General features: G+C 64.7%; 15 protein-coding genes and 1 pseudogene. 6 read left to right on the forward strand and 10 right to left on the reverse strand.

All coding sequences use genetic code 11. The features are described from left to right. Positions 1-54: 54 nt before the first annotated feature. Positions 55-1,035, reverse strand: coding sequence for a peptidylprolyl isomerase (locus F1735_RS07640; protein ID WP_167236373.1), 981 nt, complete (start codon positions 1,033-1,035; stop codon positions 55-57). Positions 1,036-1,177: 142 nt separating this feature from the next. On the opposite strand from F1735_RS07640, the gene F1735_RS07645 reads away from it, so the two are divergent. From F1735_RS07645 to nudB, 4 genes are all read left to right on the forward strand, one after another. After that, positions 1,178-1,528 (forward strand): FmdB family zinc ribbon protein, encoded by a 351-nt coding sequence (locus tag F1735_RS07645; protein ID WP_167236374.1) that lies wholly within the window; start codon positions 1,178-1,180, stop codon positions 1,526-1,528. A 41-nt stretch (positions 1,529-1,569) separates the two neighbouring features. After that, complete coding sequence (locus tag F1735_RS07650) at positions 1,570-2,205, forward strand: DUF502 domain-containing protein (protein WP_167236375.1); 636 nt, start codon at positions 1,570-1,572, stop codon at positions 2,203-2,205. A gap of 30 nt (positions 2,206-2,235) precedes the next feature. Then, positions 2,236-4,032, forward strand: coding sequence for an aspartate--tRNA ligase (aspS, locus tag F1735_RS07655; protein WP_187364184.1), 1,797 nt, complete (start codon positions 2,236-2,238; stop codon positions 4,030-4,032). A gap of 67 nt (positions 4,033-4,099) precedes the next feature. Continuing rightward, complete coding sequence (nudB, locus tag F1735_RS07660) at positions 4,100-4,582, forward strand: dihydroneopterin triphosphate diphosphatase (RefSeq protein ID WP_167236377.1); 483 nt, start codon at positions 4,100-4,102, stop codon at positions 4,580-4,582. 25 nt (positions 4,583-4,607) lie between these two features. Here nudB and F1735_RS07665 read toward each other — a convergent pair whose 3' ends face one another. After that, entirely contained in the window at positions 4,608-8,234 is a 3,627-nt protein-coding gene (locus tag F1735_RS07665; RefSeq protein ID WP_167236378.1) for a calcium-binding protein, read from the reverse strand. Between the two features lie 243 nt (positions 8,235-8,477). Between F1735_RS07665 and epsC the strand changes: the two genes are divergently transcribed. Next, on the forward strand, positions 8,478-9,401 hold the full coding sequence (gene epsC / locus F1735_RS07670) for a serine O-acetyltransferase EpsC (RefSeq protein ID WP_167236379.1): 924 nt from the start codon (positions 8,478-8,480) through the stop codon (positions 9,399-9,401). Positions 9,402-9,433: 32 nt separating this feature from the next. On the opposite strand, the gene F1735_RS07675 is transcribed toward epsC, so the two are convergent. The 8 genes and pseudogenes from F1735_RS07675 to F1735_RS07710 form a co-directional block, all read right to left on the reverse strand. Beyond that, positions 9,434-10,168, reverse strand: a complete 735-nt coding sequence (locus tag F1735_RS07675; protein ID WP_167236380.1) for an ABC transporter ATP-binding protein — start codon at positions 10,166-10,168, stop codon at positions 9,434-9,436. Beyond that, positions 10,165-10,974 carry an ABC transporter permease gene (locus F1735_RS07680; RefSeq protein WP_167236413.1) on the reverse strand — a complete coding sequence of 270 codons (810 nt, stop codon included), beginning with the start codon at positions 10,972-10,974 and terminating at the stop codon, positions 10,165-10,167. Before F1735_RS07680 ends, F1735_RS07675 begins: the two co-directional genes overlap by 4 nt. Before the next feature lie 6 nt (positions 10,975-10,980). After that, positions 10,981-11,760: pseudogene (locus tag F1735_RS07685) on the reverse strand (aliphatic sulfonate ABC transporter substrate-binding protein); the annotation flags it as partial. Between the two features lie 79 nt (positions 11,761-11,839). Next, positions 11,840-13,231 (reverse strand): LLM class flavin-dependent oxidoreductase, encoded by a 1,392-nt coding sequence (locus tag F1735_RS07690; protein WP_167236381.1) that lies wholly within the window; start codon positions 13,229-13,231, stop codon positions 11,840-11,842. Position 13,232: 1 nt separating this feature from the next. Further along, positions 13,233-14,060, reverse strand: coding sequence for a MetQ/NlpA family ABC transporter substrate-binding protein (locus F1735_RS07695; protein WP_167236382.1), 828 nt, complete (start codon positions 14,058-14,060; stop codon positions 13,233-13,235). Positions 14,061-14,086: 26 nt separating this feature from the next. Next, complete coding sequence (locus tag F1735_RS07700) at positions 14,087-14,749, reverse strand: methionine ABC transporter permease (RefSeq protein ID WP_167236383.1); 663 nt, start codon at positions 14,747-14,749, stop codon at positions 14,087-14,089. Continuing rightward, positions 14,742-15,557 carry a methionine ABC transporter ATP-binding protein gene (locus F1735_RS07705; RefSeq protein WP_167236384.1) on the reverse strand — a complete coding sequence of 272 codons (816 nt, stop codon included), beginning with the start codon at positions 15,555-15,557 and terminating at the stop codon, positions 14,742-14,744. Before F1735_RS07705 ends, F1735_RS07700 begins: the two co-directional genes overlap by 8 nt. Positions 15,558-15,561: 4 nt before the next feature. Beyond that, a complete protein-coding gene (locus F1735_RS07710) occupies positions 15,562-16,773 on the reverse strand; it encodes an acyl-CoA dehydrogenase family protein (RefSeq protein WP_167236385.1) in 1,212 nt (403 codons plus the stop codon). A 209-nt stretch (positions 16,774-16,982) separates the two neighbouring features. Here F1735_RS07710 and ssuE point away from each other — a divergent pair, with 209 nt between their 5' ends. Next, positions 16,983-17,561, forward strand: a complete 579-nt coding sequence (ssuE, locus tag F1735_RS07715) for an NADPH-dependent FMN reductase (RefSeq protein ID WP_167236386.1) — start codon at positions 16,983-16,985, stop codon at positions 17,559-17,561. Positions 17,562-17,564: the final 3 nt, after the last annotated feature.

A 17,564-nucleotide genomic window follows, 5' to 3' on the forward strand; every position in this document is an offset into this window, starting at 1 on the left:
CCCCCTGAGGGAAAGGGCGTGATGCGCGCGCGGCGCGCATCACGCAGTACTCGCTTACTTCGATGCGGCCGGGGTTGCCGCTGCCGGCTCCGCAGCGGGAGCCGCCGGGGCTGGCGCTGGCGCAGCCGCTGGCGCAGCCGGGGCGCTGCCCGACATGACCGGGGTGGACGGATCCACCTTGATCACGATCTTGGCGTCGGCCTTGAGCTTGTCGAGGTAGTTTTTCATGTTGCTGCGCTGTTGCTGCTGCTTGATCTGTTCCTTGACCTGCTCGAACGGCGGCGGTGCGATCGGGCGCGAATCTTCCAGCATGATCACATGGTAGCCGAACTGCGACTTGACCGGCTCGTCGGTGAACTTGCCTTTTTCCAGCTTGGCCACGGCCGCGCCGAACTCGGGCACCATGCTGGCCGGATTGAACCAGCCCAGGTCGCCGCCGTTGACTTTCGAGCCCGGATCCATCGACTTTTCCTTGGCCAGGCCGGCGAAGGCCTTGACGTCTTTTTTCAGCTTGGCGATGATGCTTTTCGCGTCAGCCTCTTCCTTGACCAGGATGTGGCGCGCCTTGTATTCGTTGCCGCCGGCCGAGGTGACCATCTTGTCGTAGTCGGCCTTGACCATCACGTCGGTCACCGGATTGGCTTTCATCCAGTCCTGGATGAAGGCGTTGGCCGTCATCGACTGCTTGATCAGTTCCAGCTGGCGCGTGACGTCCTCGCTCTTGTCCAGGCCCTTCTTGATGCCTTCGTTGGCCACCAGGGTTTGCATGGTCAGGTTGTCGATAATGGCCTTGCGCAGCTCAGGGGTGTCCGGCTGGCCCTGGGCGGTGCGTTCCTTGACCATCATGTCGACCGTGGCGGTCGAAATCACGGTGCCATTGACGGTGGCGGCGACGCCGGCAGGCACGGCGGCCGATGCCGCGGGCGTATTCGCCGCAGGAGCGGCAGCGGCCTTGCTTGCATCTTTTGGACCGCAGGCGGCCAGAGCCAGCGCCGAGGCAGCGCCGATGAGCAGAACACGAGACTTAATCAACATCGTTCAATTTCCTTTTTCAAGTTAGCCCGGCGCATGCCGCGCAGCAGGCACGCATCTTACCATCCCCGTGGCTGGGCATTTATGCTTGCGATCTTGAAAAAGCTTATAATTCAGGGTTTTGACGATTTTTGCGGAGTATTCAATGCCGATTTACGCCTACCGCTGCGATGAATGCGGTTTTGCCAAGGATGTATTGCAGAAGATCTCCGACCCGGTGTTGACGGTCTGTCTGTCCTGTGGCAAGCCTTCTTTCAAGAAGCAATTAACCGCCGCCGGCTTCCAGCTCAAGGGAACCGGCTGGTATGCCACCGATTTCCGCGGCGGCGCCGCGCCGTCGAAAGGGACCGCCAGCGGTCCGGCCGAGGGCGGCCCAGCCGCGTCGCCTGGCGCGTCGCCTAGCGCGTCGCCTGGCGCGCCGGCTACGCCTGCGGCCGAGTCGTCCACGGCGGCGGCCCCGGCCAAGCCGGCGGCCACCCCCGGCAGTACGACCTGAGCCAAGGGACGCGCCGCGTCCCGTCAATCACCGAGAGCCGAATGCGTAAATATTTCATTACCGGACTGCTGGTCCTGGTCCCGCTGGCGATCACCCTGTGGGTCTTGAACCTGGTCATCAGCACCATGGACCAGTCGCTGCTGCTGGTGCCGGCCCACTGGCGTCCGGCGGCCCTGTTCGGACGCGACATTCCGGGCCTGGGCACGATCCTGACCATCGCCATCGTGTTCCTCACCGGCTTGCTGGCCAATAACCTGGTCGGCAATTACCTGGTGCGCCTGTGGGAACGCCTGCTGCACCGCATTCCCGTGGTCAGCTCGCTCTACGGCAGCGTCAAGCAAGTCTCGGACACCTTGTTTTCCTCGTCCGGCAATGCCTTTCGCAAGGCCGTGCTGCTGCCGTATCCGCATGCCGACAGCTGGACCATCGGTTTCCTGACCGGGGTGCCGGGCGGCGACGTCAAGAACCACCTGGTGGGCGACTTCGTCAGCGTCTACGTGCCGACCACGCCGAACCCGACCTCGGGCTTTTTCCTGATGCTCGAACGCAGCAAGGTCATCGAACTCGACATGAGTGTCGACGCGGCCCTCAAATACATCGTCTCGATGGGCGTCGTCGCCCCCGAGCATTTGCCAACCAAAGAGAGTGCGGTGCTTGTTTCCGCGCCCGTTGAATAACCAACCTAGACTGAAAACACTATGTCCTCCATGCGTACAAACTACTGCGGCCTTGTCACTGAAGAACTGCTGGGCCAAACCGTCAGCCTGTGCGGCTGGGTACACCGTCGCCGCGACCACGGGCAACTGATTTTCATCGACCTGCGCGACCGCGAAGGCCTGGTCCAGGTCGTCTGCAATCCGGAGCAGGCGGAGATGTTCAAGGTCGCCGAAGCGGTGCGTAACGAATACTGCCTGCGCGTGACCGGTGTGGTCACCGCGCGTATCGGCAACACGGTCAACAGCAACCTCAAGTCGGGCAAGATCGAAATCGTCGCCAGCGCCGTCGAAGTGCTCAACGCCTCGGTGCCGGTGCCGTTCCAGCTGGACGACGACAACCTGTCGGAAACGACCCGCCTGACCCACCGCGTGCTCGACCTGCGCCGTCCGCAGATGCAGAACAACCTGCGCCTGCGCTACAAGGTGACGATGGAAGTGCGCAAGTACCTCGACAACCTCGGCTTCATCGATATCGAAACGCCGATGCTGACCAAGTCGACCCCGGAAGGCGCGCGCGACTACCTGGTGCCGTCGCGCGTGAATGCCGGCAGCTTCTTCGCGCTGCCGCAGTCGCCGCAGCTGTTCAAGCAGTTGCTGATGGTCGCCAACTTCGACCGTTACTACCAGATCACCAAGTGCTTCCGCGACGAAGACCTGCGCGCCGACCGCCAGCCTGAATTTACCCAGATCGACTGCGAAACCTCGTTCCTGACCGAACAGGAAATCCGCGACCTGTTCGAAGACATGATCCGTATCGTCTTCAAGAACACGCTCGACATCGACCTGCCGAACCCGTTCCCGGTGATGGATTTCGCGACCGCGATGGGCCTGTACGGTTCGGACAAGCCGGACATGCGCGTGAAGATGGCATTCACCGACCTGACCGAGGACGTCAAGGATGTCGAATTCAAGATCTTTGCCGGCGCCGCCAACATGGTGGGCGGCCGCATCGTGGGTCTGCGCGTGCCGCAGGGCGGCAGCATGGCCCGTTCGGAAATCGATGCCTACACCCAGTTCGTCGCCATCTACGGCGCCAAAGGCCTGGCCTACATCAAGGTCAACGAAAAAGCCAAGGGACGTGACGGCTTGCAGTCGCCGATCGTCAAATCGCTGCACGACGCCGCGCTCGCCGCCATCCTCGAAAAAACTGGCGCGCAAGACGGCGACCTGATTTTCTTCGGCGCCGACAAGGCCAAGGTTGTCAACGACGCCATCGGCGCGCTGCGCGTCAAAATCGGCCATTCCGACTTCGGCAAGAAAGCAGGCCTGTTCGACGACGTCTGGAAGCCGCTGTGGGTGGTGGACTTCCCGATGTTCGACTACGACGAGGAAGCGGACCGCTGGACCGCGACCCACCATCCGTTCACGGCGCCGAAAGACGGCCACGAAGACATGCTCGAAACGAACCCTGGCGCGTGTATCGCCAAGGCTTACGACATGGTCTTGAACGGCTGGGAACTGGGCGGCGGTTCGATCCGTATCCACCGTGAAGAAGTGCAGAGCAAGGTGTTCCGCGCACTGAAGATCGACGCCGAAGAAGCCCAGCTGAAATTCGGCTTCCTGCTCGACGCGCTGCAATACGGCGCGCCGCCGCACGGTGGCCTGGCTTTCGGCCTGGACCGCATCGTGACGATGATGACCGGTTCGGACTCGATCCGCGACGTGATCGCCTTCCCGAAAACCCAGCGCGCCCAGTGCCTGCTGACCAATGCCCCGTCCGAAGTCGACGAGAAGCAACTGCGCGAACTGCACATCCGCTTGCGCAACGCCGAACCGAAGATCGTTTAAACTGAAAAGCACGGTTCGCCGTGCTTTTTTTTCGTCCCGATCCTGGCCTTGGTTTTTATAACGATTCATGCCCGCTAAAATCCCGGAATCCGTCCTCGTCGTCATCCACACGCCCGCGCTGGAGGTGCTGCTCATCGAGCGCGCCGACAAGCCGGGATTCTGGCAGTCCGTCACCGGCTCGCTCGACGCGCCCGATGAACCCTTGCTCTCTACCGCCGCGCGCGAACTGTTCGAAGAAACCGGGATCGTGGCCGACGGCGGGCGCATCGCGCTGTGCGACTGGCATTTGTCGAATATTTATGAGATTTACCCGGTCTGGCGGCATCGCTACGCGCCGGGTGTCACGCACAACACCGAACATGTGTTCAGCGTGTGCGTGCCGCGCGAGACGCCCATTGTGTTGAGCGCGCGCGAGCACTTGCAGCATGTCTGGCTGCCTCACGTGGAGGCAGCCGACCGCTGTTTTTCATCGTCCAACGCGGAAGCGATTTTGCAGCTGCCGCGCCGGGTGGCGCGTCGGCTACCGCGCCGGCTGAACGACGCGTCCTGAGCGGCAGGACAGCGTCGCCTGCGCTTTATGCGAACTGCGTGGCGTGGCCGATCAGCGCTACATCGACCTGCGCCGGCGGCGTCTCCAGCCACGCCGCGCTGGCCGGGACCGGGGTGGTATCGGCCAGCAGCTCGGCCTGGATGCGCGCCAGGTCCCAGCTGACGCCATCGGCGAACTTGATCTGTTGCAGCGGATTGGCCGGATTCGGCGTGCTCGTTAGCGACAGGAAGTTGTAGACCGTCAGCTGGTCGGTGCCGCCGGCAATCTTGATGATCAAGCTGGTTCCCGACTTGCCCAGTTGCAGATCGGCGCCGGCGATTCCAGCGTCGAATTGCAGGGTGTCGATGTCGCCCGCTGCCGTGCCGTTGTTCGCGGACAGGATGTCCTTGCCATCGCCCTTGCCGAACAGGTAAGTGTCGTTGCCGCTGCCGCCGACGATCTGGTCGTCGCCGCCGCCGCCCCGGATCGTGTCGTTGCCGGCCTTGCCGTTGATCGTATCGTTACCGCCCTGGCCGCTGATGACGTCGGCCTTGACGGTGCCGCTGATCTCCTCGGCGCCGCTGGTGCCGGCGTACAACACGCTTTCCATCTTTGCCAGGTTCCATACAGTGCCATCGGCGAAGCGAATTTCTTGCAGCGGGTTACCGGCGTTGGCGGTATCGTCCTGGGCCAGGAAACCGTCGGCGCGGACCTGATCGCTGCCGCCAGCGATCTTGATGAGCAGATGGCCGGCCAAGGTCGCCAGCGTGATGTCCGCTGCTGCAATGCCCGCCTTGAACTGCAGCACGTCGACCTTGCCGGGCGAATGCTCATAGGTGGGCATCAGCTTATCTGCGCCGTCGCCGCGGCCGAACAGATACGTATCGCTGTCGCCGCCGCCTTTGATGGTGTCGTTGCCCAGGCCGCCATCGATGGTATCGTTGCCTGCGTTGCCTTCCAGGAAATCATCTCCGGCCAAACCGAACATGATGTTGGCGTTCGCGGTGCCCGATACGCGGTCCGCACCGGCGCTGCCGCCGTACAGCTGCGATTCGATGTTGGCCAGGTCCCAGGTGGTGCCGTCGGCAAACTGGATCTGCTGCAGTGCATTGATGTCGGTGCTGGTATCGCTATTGGGCATGAATTGCTCGATCGTCACCTGGTCGGCGCTGCCCTTGATCTTGATTACCAGTTCACTGTAGGGTGACGCTTCAAGCAGCACGTCACCCGGCAGCACGCCTTGCTTGAACTGCAGCGTGTCGATGCCGCCGCGGTAGGAGAGGGTGATCTGGTCCGCGCCATCGCCTTTGCTGAACAGGAAGGTATCGTTGCCGTCACCGCCGTTGAGGGTGTCGTTGCCGCTACCGCCATCGAGGGTGTCGTTGCCGCCGCGGCCTTCGAGCCTGTCGGCGCCGCCCAGCCCATTGATCAGGTCGGCGCCGCTGGTGCCGTTGATGGTGTCGGCGGCGTCGCTGGTGGCGAAGAGCCGGGCGGTTATGGCGGCCAGGTCCATGGTGGCGCCGTCCTCGAACCTGATCTGTTGCAGTGGATTTGAGGCATTACTGGTGCTGTCATTATTCAGGAAGCCAGCAACGGTGATGAGATCGGTGCCGCCCTTGATGCCGATCAACAGATTGTCCAGGCTCCTGCTGAAGACCAGGTCGCTGGCGCCGATGCCGGCTTTGAACTGCAGCGTATCGATCTTGCCCGGGGCGGTATCGCTGAGCGCCCGGATGGTGTCGCGACCATCGCCTTTGCCGAACAGATAGGTATCGCTGCCGGTCCCGCCATCGATCACGTCATCGCCAATGCCGCCGTCGAGCGTATCGTTGCCGGCTTTGCCGTCGAGCCTGTCGGCGCCGGCCTGGCCGGTGATCAGTTCGCCCTTGATGGTGCCGTTGAGCGTGTCGGCCTCCTTGCTGCCCGCATACAGCACTGCCTCGATGTCCGCCAGTTTCCAGGTCGTGCCATCGGCAAACCGGATTTGCTGCAGCGGATTGAGCGAGGTTCCGGTATTGTCCTGGAACAGAAAACTATCGACAGTCACCTGATCGGTGCTGTCCCTGAGCTTGACAATGATGGCGCCGCCCTGTGCGTTGTTGCCGGTAACAACGATGTCGCCGGGCAGCACGCCCGCCTTGAACTGCAGCGTGTCCACCGCGTCGGTTAACTGGCCACCTGCCCCTGACAGCGTGTCCTGCCCGTCGCCTTTGCCGAACATATAGGTATCGTTGCCTTGCCCGCCGGCGAGGCTGTCGTTGCCGACGTTGCCGTCCAGCGTGTCGTCGCCCGCATCGCCTTGCAGCGAGTCATTGCCGAGTCCACCGAACAGGCGGTCATTGCCGGCGCCGCCGGACAGGCGGTCCGCACCCGCGCCGCCGTCGAGCAGGTCGTCGCCGGCTTTTCCTTCCAATATGTCGTTTCCACCCTGGCCGCTGATGGTGTCGGCATTCAAGCTGCCGAGGACTGTGTCGGCGTCGTCGCTGCCGCGAAACAGAGCCGCTTCGATGGCTGCGGTATTCCAGCTGGTGCCATCGGCAAACGTGATGACTTGCACCGTGCTCCAATTGTTCGCGCTGGTATCGTTGTGCATGAAATCGTCGACGGTGATCAGGTCGCTGCTCGCTTTGAGCCTGATGAACAGATCGCCGTAGAGGTTGTTGGACAGGGAGATGCCGTCTGTCAGCACGCCCGCCTTGAACTGCAGGGTATTGATTTCACCGGCTGCTTGCATGGAACTGCGTTCGATACTGTCCCTGCCGTCGCCTTTGCCAAACAAATAGACATCGTTGCCTTCCGATTCCCTCAGCACGTCATCGCCAGCGCCGCCGTCCAGGGTATCCGCGCCGGCGCCACCGTTGATGGCATCCTTGCCTGCGCCGCCCAGAAGCAGGTCGTTGCCAATGCCGCCGTTGAGATTGTCATCACCCGTTCCGCCGTCGAGCATGTCGTTGCCCTCGTCACCCGACAAGCTGTCGTTGCCGGCGCCGCCGAGCAACTGGTCGTTGCCAAGCCCGCCGATGAGGGTATCGGCATCGGCGCCCCCATCGATCGTATCGTCGCCGCCCTTGCCATCGAGCTGGTCATCGCCGCCCAGGCCGCCGATCACATCGCCCAGATACGTGCCGGCGCGCACATCGGCGCCGTCGCTACCCGCGTACAGCCTGGCCTGGATCTCGGCCAAATTCCAGCTTGTGCCGTCGGCAAAAACGATCTGTTGCAGCGGATTGGCGGTGTTGGTAGTGGAGTTTCCATACAAAAAACCATCGACCCGGAACTGGTCGCTGGTGCCGGCGATGTTGATCAGCAAGGAGCTGCCGCTCATGTCGAATGCCAGGTCGGACGGCAGCACGCCGTCTTTCAGGCGCAAGGTATTGACTTCGCTCATCGGACGCACATCGCTCATGTAGACGATGTCGCGGCCGTCGCCACGGCCGAACAGGTAGGTATCGTCGCCCAGGCCGCCATTCATGAAGTCGTTGCCGGCGCCGCCGTCGAGGATGTCGTTGCCGGCCAGGCCGAACAACTGGTCGTTGCCGGCCAGGCCGTTGAGCACGTCATCGGCCGCCCCGCCGTTGAGTGTATCGTTGCCGGCTGTACCGTTGACAGCGGTGGCGAGGTTGGTGATTGCAGTATTGCTCGTGGTCGTAGTCGTCGTCGTGTTCAGGGGCATGGTCTCTTTCGGGCAGTGGGGAGGTCGGCTATTCGGTATGGATTTGCACACGCGCCATCAGCGCGAATTTGCTACCGCGCTAATATTGTGTACATAAAGAAATAATATCATCAAGGCATGTCTGACAAGTTCAAATTTGAGAAAAATATAAACACAGCAACACATGGTGTTATCGCAAGAAACAGATATACAAACGCAAAATCATTCGTTCATTTTTATGTGCGCCCGCGCTAGGCTCGGCGTATGAAAAACGACCTTCCCGAACCGGCCAGCGCGCGGGCGCCGCACTGGAACCTTGGCCCCGTGATCGAGCAGCTGCGCGTCTCGCGCGAGGCCACGCATAACATCCGCCACCACGGGCGGGTGCGCGAATTGCCCTCGCGCGAGGCGCTCACCGTGATCGTCAACGGCCTGTCGGCGGCGCTGTTCCCGACCCATTACGGACGCCCCAACCTGACCGACGACAGCATCGACTACTTTGTCGGCGACACCCTCACCACCACCCTGAACCGGCTGGTCGAGCAGGTACGCCGCGGTTTGCTGTTTTCGGCCGCGCCGGATCTTGCCGGCGACGAGGAACTGGAGCAGCAGGCAGCGGCCATCACGCGCGACTTCGCCGCCGCCCTGCCGGGCATCCGCGCGCTCTTGGTGTCGGACGTGCAGGCCGCGCTGGCGGGCGACCCGGCCGCCACCTCGGTGGCCGAAATCATGCTGTGCTACCCCGGCACCATCGCCATCCTGTACTCCCGCTTCGCGCACCGCCTGCACCAGCTGGGCGTGCCCTTTTTGGCGCGCCTGGTGTCGGACATCGGCCACTCGCTGACCGGGATCGACATCCATCCGGGCGCGCGTATCGGCGCCAGTTTTTTCATCGATCACGGCACCGGCGTGGTCATTGGCGAGACGGCCATCATCGGCCAGCGCGTGCGCCTGTACCAGGCCGTGACGCTGGGCGCCAAGCGCTTTCCGGCCGATGAAAACGGGGTCCTGATCAAGGGCGTGGCGCGCCATCCGATCGTCGAGGATGACGTGGTGATCTACGCGGGGGCGACCATCCTGGGGCGGATTACCATCGGCGCCGGGTCGACCATCGGCGGCAATGTGTGGCTGACCGACAGCGTGGCGCCGGGCAGCACGGTGTCGCAGGCGCAGATGCGCAGCGACTAAGGCATTACTCAGCGCATTACTCAGCGCATTACTCAGATCATGTGCGCCGCTTCCAGGCGGTGCAGTATCGCCGCCTTGAGCGCCGCTTGGGCGCTGTCGCCGCGCACGCGCGGGCGCGCCAGCGGCACCGCAAATTCAGCCGCCACCGGGCCAGCGGCGACGTCGAGCAGCAGCACGCGGTCGCTCAGGTACAGCGCTTCGTCGATGTCGTGCGTGACCAGCAGCAGTGTGAGCGCATGTTCGCGCGCCACGCGCATCAGCAAATGCTGCAGCTTCATGCGGGTAAACGCATCGACCGCCGAAAACGGTTCGTCCAGCAGCAGCACGCGCGGGCGCGTGAACAGGCCGCGCGCGATCGCCACGCGCTGCGCCTGCCCGCCCGAGAGCTGCTTGGGCAGCGCGCCGGCATAGCCTTCCAGTCCCACTTCGTCCAACAGGCGTTCCACCGCGGCGGCGTTGCCCGCGCCCGCTCCCTGGCCGAAGGCGATGTTCTGGCCCACCGTCAGCCAGGGGAACAGGCGCGGTTCCTGGAAGATCACGCCGATGTCGCGCCGCACGCCCGCCTGCGCCACGCCATCGAGCAGCACCTGGCCGCGAAAGTCGCGGTCCAGCCCCGCCGCGATCGACAGCAGGGTGCTCTTGCCGCAGCCGCTGGCGCCGATCAGGCTGACGATGTCGCCCGCGTGCAGCCGCAGCCGCGTGTCGCGCAACACCTGGCGTGCGCCGTGGCGCTTGTCGGCGATGTGGACCTCGAGCAGTGCTGTCATGCGGCGTCCCGCTCGACATGGTTGTCGCGCCAGGCCAGCAGATGTTTTTCAAACAGCTGCATCACGCTGTCGCTGGCTTTGCCCAGCACCGCCAGCAGCACGATGGCGGCGAGGACGATGTCGGCGCGGCTGGTTTCGCGTCCGTCCGAGAGCAGGTAGCCGAGGCCTTTGCTGGCGGCGATCAGTTCGGCCGCCACCATGAACATCCACGCCAGGGAGAGGCCATTGCGCAGGCCCGTCATCAAGGCCGGCAGCGCGGCAGGCAGCAAGACCCGGCGCGCCAGCGCTACCCGGCCTAGCTGGTACAGCCGCGCCACCTCGACCAGCTTGCGGTCGACACCGCGAATGCCGGAGACGACGCCCATGTAGACCGGGAAAACGGCGCCGATTGCGATCAGCACCAGCTTGGGCAGCTCGTCGATGCCGAACCACAGCAGCAGCAAGGGCACCCAGGCCAGCGAGGGAATCGCGCGCAGCGCCTGGAAGGTCGGATCGAGCAGCGCTTCGGTGCGCCTGCTCAACGCCACCGCCGCGCCCAGCACCACCGCGAGGCTGGCGCCGGCCGCAAAACCGGCCAGTACGCGTACACTGCTGGCCGCCACATGCGCGGCCAGCCCGTTCTGCGCCAGGTAGAGCAGGGTGCGCAGGATCTCGCTCGGCGCCGGCAGCAGGTTGGCGGGAATGAGGCCGCTGCGCGCACCCGCTTCGGCGGCCAGCAGCAGGGCGCCCGGCGCCACCAGGCCGAGCGGCATGCGCAGGGCCGGTCCGCGCGCCGGTACCGGCAGGTCGAGGGAACGGGTGGTCATGGCGTATGCGCGCGCAATGAACGCTTGTGCGAAGCGCGTGTCGACCAGGTCCGCGATGACTTTGTCGAGGTCCGTGCCCGGCTTGGCCAGCGCTTCGTCGCGCAGGATCGGGGCCGCCAGTTGCAGCGCCTTCACATGTTCGGCCGATGGCTGCGGGTTGCTGAAGTCGCTGCGCAGCTTGATCTGCAACAGCGCCACCGGCAGCGATACCCTGGCTTCTTCGGCCAGGATGCGGGCGGCCTCGGTCTGGTTGGCACCGACCCATTTGCGGGCGCGTTCATAGGCTTTGATGACGCGCGCCGTCTCGTGCGGGCGCGTCGCCAACAAGTCGTCGCGCACATTCAGGAAGCCATAGGTGTTGAAGGCCACGTTGCGGTAAATGAGGCGCGAGCCGCCTTCCAGTTCGCTCGCCGCCATGTGCCGATCGAGCCCGGCCCAGGCATCGACCCGGCCCTGTTCCAGCGCCGCGCGCCCGTCAGCGTGCTGCAAGCCGACGTGTTCGATGTCGCTGCGCTTCAGGCCCGCCGTCTTGAGCGCGCGCAGCAGGAACAGGTAGGGATCGGTGCCCTTGGTGGCGGCGACCTTCTTGCCTTTCAGGTCGGCCAGGGTGCGGATCGGCGAGTCCTTGCGCACTACCAGCGCGGTCCACTCGGGACGCGAAAAGATGTACGGCGCGCGGATCGGATTGCCGTTGGCCTTGGCCAGCAGGGCGGCCAGGCCGGCGCTCGAACCGATGTCGATGCTGTTGGCGTTCAGGTATTCGAGCGCGCGGTTGCTGCCGGCGCTGCGCTGGCGACACCGGGAAGGACCGACAGGGCGGCAAGTTGCAGGAGGTCGCGGCGTTTCATGGAGTCCTTGAAGTGGGTCAGGCAGCCGACTGAAGCGGCGGATCGATACGGACCTGGCGGCCGTGGTGGCTGGCCGGCAGGCGCGCGCCCTTGCCGGTCAATTGGTGGCGCAGGGTGGCGCCGACGCTGTCGCCGTTGCTGCGGTAGCGGCCACGGCGCTGCAGCTCCGGCACGACCAGCTCGACGACGTCGCGCATGGTTTCATGGGAGATGGCAAAGGCGAGGTTGAAGCCATCGACGCCGGTTTGGTCCATCCATGTTTCGAGCTGGTCTGCCACTTCGCCTGGCGAGCCGACCAGGATCGGGCCGCGTCCTCCGAGGCCGATGAAACGGGCCGCTTCGCGCACCGTCCATGTGCGCGACGGGTCGGCCGCGCTGAGCGAGGCGAGGGCGGAGCGGCCGGCTTCGGTCTCGATATAGTCGATGGTGGCGTCGAGCGGGATGCGGCTGAAGTCGACGCCGGTCCAGCCGGACAGCAAGGCCAGGGCGGCATCGATATTCACATGGCGCTGGTAGTCCTCGTATTTGGCGCGCGCTTCGTCGGAGGTGGGCGCGGTGACGATCAGCGCCTGCGCGTAGACCAGCAAGGCGTCGCCATCGCGGCCGGCGGCGCGTACGGCGGCGCGCGTGTCGTCCACGTAGCGCTTGACCACCTTGATGCTCGGGCCGCTGACAAAGGTCGCTTCCGCGTGGCGCGCCGCGAACGCCATGCCGCGCGGCGAGGCGCCGGCCTGGTACAAAAAGGGCGTGCGCTGCGGCGATGGTTCGCACAGGTGGATGCCGTGTACCTTGTAGTGGCGGCCTTCATGGTTGATCGGGTGGACTTTATCCGGGTCGGCATACACGCCGCGCGCCTTGTCGCGCACCACGGCGTCGTCTTCCCAGCTTTTCTCCCACAGCTTGTAGACCACGTCCAGGTATTCGTCGGCCAGGTCGTAGCGTTCGTCGTGGGCCAGCTGCTGTTGCAGGCCCAGGTTGCGCGCCGCGCTGTCGAGATAACCCGTCACGATGTTCCAGCCGATGCGCCCGCGCGTCAGATGGTCCAGGGTCGAGATGCGACGCGCAAAGGTGTACGGATGTTCGTACGTCAGGGCGGCCGTGACGCCGATTCCCAGGTGACGCGTGGCGCCGGCGATGATTGGCGCCAGTGCCAGCGGATCGTTCAACGGCGCCTGCACCGCGTGGCGTAGCGCCGTGTCGGCGCTGCCCTGGTACACGTCGTACACGCCCAGCACATCGGCCAGGAAAATGGCGTCGAAGCGACCCGCTTCGAGCAGCTGCGCCAGTTCGACCCAGTAGTCGGCGTCGAGGTAGCGGTGGCTGTCGTCGCGCGGGTGGGTCCACAGCCCGGGCGACTGGTGGCCCACGGTGTTCATCTGGAACGCGTTGAAGCGAATCGGCTTGGCCATGCTATTTGGCTGCCGCTTGCAGGGCCAATTGGTAGTCGGTCTTGGCGTAGCCGGCGAAATGCTTGTTGGTCACCGCCAGGAACTCGGGCGAGCGGTAGGCCGCCGCCAGGTCCTTGGCGAACTGCTTTTGCTTGTCGGCGCTGCGCACCGCCACCAGGTTGATGTAGTTCGGCGAGATTTTTTCGGTGATCAGCGCTTCCGTCAGTTTCAGGCCCGATGCCAGTGCATAGTTCCCGTTCACAAACGAGTAGTCCACGTCTTGCAGCGAGCGCGGAAGCTGGGCCGCTTCCAGCGGCACCAGTTTGATTTTCTTCTGGTAGCTGGCGATGTCTTTTTCCGACGCGCGCACCGGGTCGAATTTGTCGCGCAGCTTGATCCAGCCCAGTTGGTCGAGCAGCACCAGCGCGCGTGCCTGGTTGGTCGGGTCGTTCGGCAGCGCCACCGTGCTGCCGTCCTTGACGTCGGCCAGCGATTTGTGCGTCTTGCTGTAGATGGCGATCGGCGCGGTCGGAATGGTCACCAGGTCGGTCAGCGCCAGTTTGTGCTCGGTCGCGAACTTGGTCAAATAGACGATGTGCTGGAACACGTTGGCGTCGAGCGAGCCTTCGGCCAGCGCAAAGTTGGGCTGGATGTAATCGTTGAACTCGATCAGCTTGATCTTGTAGCCCTGTTTTTCGAGGATCGGTTTGATCCCCAGCTTGATCTGGTCCGCGTACGGGCCGGCGCTGGTGCCGATGACGATTTCTTTCGGGTCCTTGGCGGCGCTGGCGGAGGTCGCTATGGCGAGGCCGGCGATGGCGGCAAGAATGGTACGGCGTGCAATGAACATGGTGTCCCCTGTATAAAGTGAGTCAATTAGCGCTGGTCGATGCGGCGCGCAATGCGGGTGCCGGTGAACTGGATGGTCTGCACCAGCACCACCAGGATGGCGACGGTGATGAGCATGATGTCGGTTTCGAAGCGGTAGTAGCCGTAGCGGATCGCCAGGTCGCCAATGCCGCCGCCGCCCACCACGCCGGCCACCGCCGAATACGATAAAAAGCTGATCGACAGCACGGTCAGGGCCAGCACCAGGCCGGAACGCGCTTCCACCAGCAGCACGCGCGTGACGATCTGGAATTCGGAGGCGCCCATGGCGTGCGCCGCTTCGATCACGCCGCGCGGCACATCGCGCAGGTTTTGTTCCACCAGCCGCGCAAAGTAGGGAATGGCCGCGAACGAGAGCGGCACGGCGGCCGCCAGCGGGCCGATCGAGGTGCCGGCGATGAGGCGCGTGAACGGCACCAAGGCGACGAGCAAAATGATGAAGGGGAAGGAGCGCACGGTGTTGACGATCCAGCCGAGGACCAGCGCGAGCGGGCGGTTTTGCAGCGACTGGCCGTCGGCCACCAGAAACAGCACGACGCCGAGCGGGCCGCCCAGCACCACGGCGGCGGTGAGGCCGATCGCCAGCATGGTCATGGTCTGGCCGAGCGCCACCCACAGTTCGGGCAGCAGGGTGACGATATTGTCAAACATGTTCGACTCCTTTCCATGCGCTGGCGGCGAAACCTTCGCTGCCGTAGTAGGCCAGTTCGCGCCCCAGCGCGGTGATGCGCGCGCTGCTGGTGTCGGCCAGCGCGAATTGTTCGGCCAGGGCGCCGTCTTCGATCACCGCGACCCGGTTGCAGATGGCGCCCAGCACCGACAGCTCATGGCTGACGATGACGATGGTCACGCCCAGGCGCACATTGATGTCGCGCAGGGTGTCGAGCAGCGAGCGGGTGGTTTCGGCGTCCAGCGCGGATGTCGGCTCGTCGCACAGCAGCACGTCGGGCCGGCTGGCCAGCGCGCGGGCGATGGCGGCGCGCTGCTTCTGGCCGCCGGAGAGCTGGGCCGGATAGTTCTCGGCCTTGTCGGCCAGACCGACCAGCTCCAGGCATTCGAGCACGCGCGCGGCCAGGCGCGGCGCGTTCAGGGTGCCGTGGATGCGCAGCGGGAAGGCGACGTTCTCGTACACGTTGGCGTTTTGCAGCAGGTTGAACTGCTGGAAAATCATGCCGATGTTCTGGCGCGCGTCGCGCAGTTCGCGCTTGCCGAGCGCGGTCAGTTCGCGCCCGGCCACGGTGATGGCGCCTCGGTCGGGGCGTTCGAGCAGGTTAATCAGGCGTAGCAAGGTCGACTTGCCGGCGCCGCTTTTGCCGATCAGGCCAAACACGTCGCCCTTGTCGACGGTGAGAGTGACGCTCTTGACGGCGTCGAACGTGCCGCCGCGCGGCAGGGCGAAGGATTTGCTGGCGCCGTCGATGCGGATCAACGGTTCGGCGGGAGTGGTGTGCGTGCTCATGGTGTCAGGAATAGGCGGTCGGTTCGGGAACGCTGCCGTCGAGGACATAGCGTCCAAGGTCGCGCAGCTTGTAGTCGATCGGGTCGTGCAGGGTGTGTACGCGCACGTTGCGCCAGAAACGGTCGTAGCCGAATTTGGCCGAGGTGGCGCGCGCGCCGGTCAGCTCGAACATCTGGCTGCTGATTTCGATGCCGGCGCGGTGCGACAGGGCTTTCGCTTCGGCCACGGCGACCGCCACTTCGCCGCGTTCGCGCGCGCTGAGCAGGGCGCCCTTGTTAAAGGCGCGTTCCAGCTCATGGGCCGCGTGGTCGGCCAGCACCTGCGCGGGGCGCAGCAGCAGCCACAGTTGGCCGTAGCGGTGCTGGATGAGCGGGTCGTCGGCAGCGCTGTCCACGCCGGACGCGAACCACGGGCGCGACTGCTCGCGCGTGTACTCGCGGGCGCTATCGAAGGCGCCGCTGGCGATGCCCAGGTACAGATTGGCCATGATCAGCTGCGCCACCTGCGAGCGCAGGGTCGCTTGCGCGGTGGGGGCCTGGCCGGGCGCTTGCAGCACGTACTGCGCCGGCAGGTACACCTGGTCGAAGTGGACGTTGCCGCTGTCGGTCTGCTTCTGGCCGAAGGCGTCCCAGTCGGCCTGCACGCGCACGCCCGCCTGCGCGGTCGGCAGCACGCCGATCAGCGCTTCGCCGGCGGCGGCGTCCCAGGCCGACACGGTCAGCCAGTCGGAACCGACCGAGCCCGATGAAAAGCTCTTGACGCCATCAAGGGTAAAGCCGTCGGCGCCGCGCCGCGCCGTGGTGCGCTGGTCGAGGGGATTCAAGGCATTACCCCAGAACAGGCCCTGTTCGGAGGTAGCTGTCAAGAGGTGGCGCTGTTGCTGCGCGCTGCCGTACAGGCGAATCCCGGCCAGTTGCAGGTGATGGAAGCCGAACACGTGGGCCAGCGCGCTGTCGGCGCGCGCCAGGATGCGGATTGCCTCGTACACGACAGGCCACGGGGCGCCCTGGCCGCCGAATTCGGTGGGGATCGACAAGGTCAGCAAACCCGATGCGCGGATCCATTCGCGTTCTTGGGCCGCGTGGCCGCCGTCGCGGTCGCGCTGCACCGCGCTTGCGGCAAGGCGCCCGGCGAGGGCGCTGGCGACCCCCAGCGGATCGCTGGCGGGAACACCGGCGGTGGTATCGGAAGCGGGGCGGAACAGGGTGGCTGACATGATGGAACAAGCCTTGATGGACAGTCGAGGAGGCCAGTATTGCACCGGGGATGGGGCGGCGTGAACGAAGATATCCGCCCTTCCTTATGCGAAAACCGATGGAACGAAAAGCGCATATCGAAGCGCAAAAGCATTCGTTCCGATTTGCGCGTGTGGGCCGTAGCCTGTGTCCATTCGTTTGTTTGACCTCACACCGGATCGGAAAAATCATGAGTGTACTTTTGCTGGGCGGGAGCCCGTCGGTATCGTCGAGCGGCGCCAGGCTGCTGCAGCACGTGGGCGACAAGCTCGCCCTGCATGGCCATCGCTGCCACACACTCCAGGTGCGCGATTTGCCGGCGCAGGCGCTGCTGCATGCGAGCTTCGACGATCCGGCCATCGTGCGGACCACGGCGCTGCTGCAGGGCGCCGACGCCATCGTCATCGCCACGCCGGTGTACAAGGCCTCTTGCACGGGCATCCTGAAAGCCTTCCTCGACCTGCTGCCGCAAGATGGCCTGGACGGCAAGCTGGTGCTGCCGCTGGCTACCGGCGGCAGCCAGTCGCACATGCTGGTGCTCGATTACGCCTTGCGGCCGGTGCTGGCGTCGCTCTCGGCGCGCTTCATCCTGCCGGGGATTTATTCCACCTCCGACCAGTTGCGCTGGAACGCCGCCACCGGCTTGAGCCTTGATGCGCCGATTGCGGCGCGTGTGGCGCGCGGTGTGGAGCAGCTCTCGTCCGAGCTGTTCGCGCTGCCGCAGCGCCGTCAGCAAGCGCAGCACGCCCGCCATTCCCTGGCCGCCTGACCA

Source organism: Massilia genomosp. 1 (assembly GCF_011682185.1).
GTDB classification, from domain to species: Bacteria; Pseudomonadota; Gammaproteobacteria; order Burkholderiales; family Burkholderiaceae_D; genus Telluria_A; species Telluria_A rubra.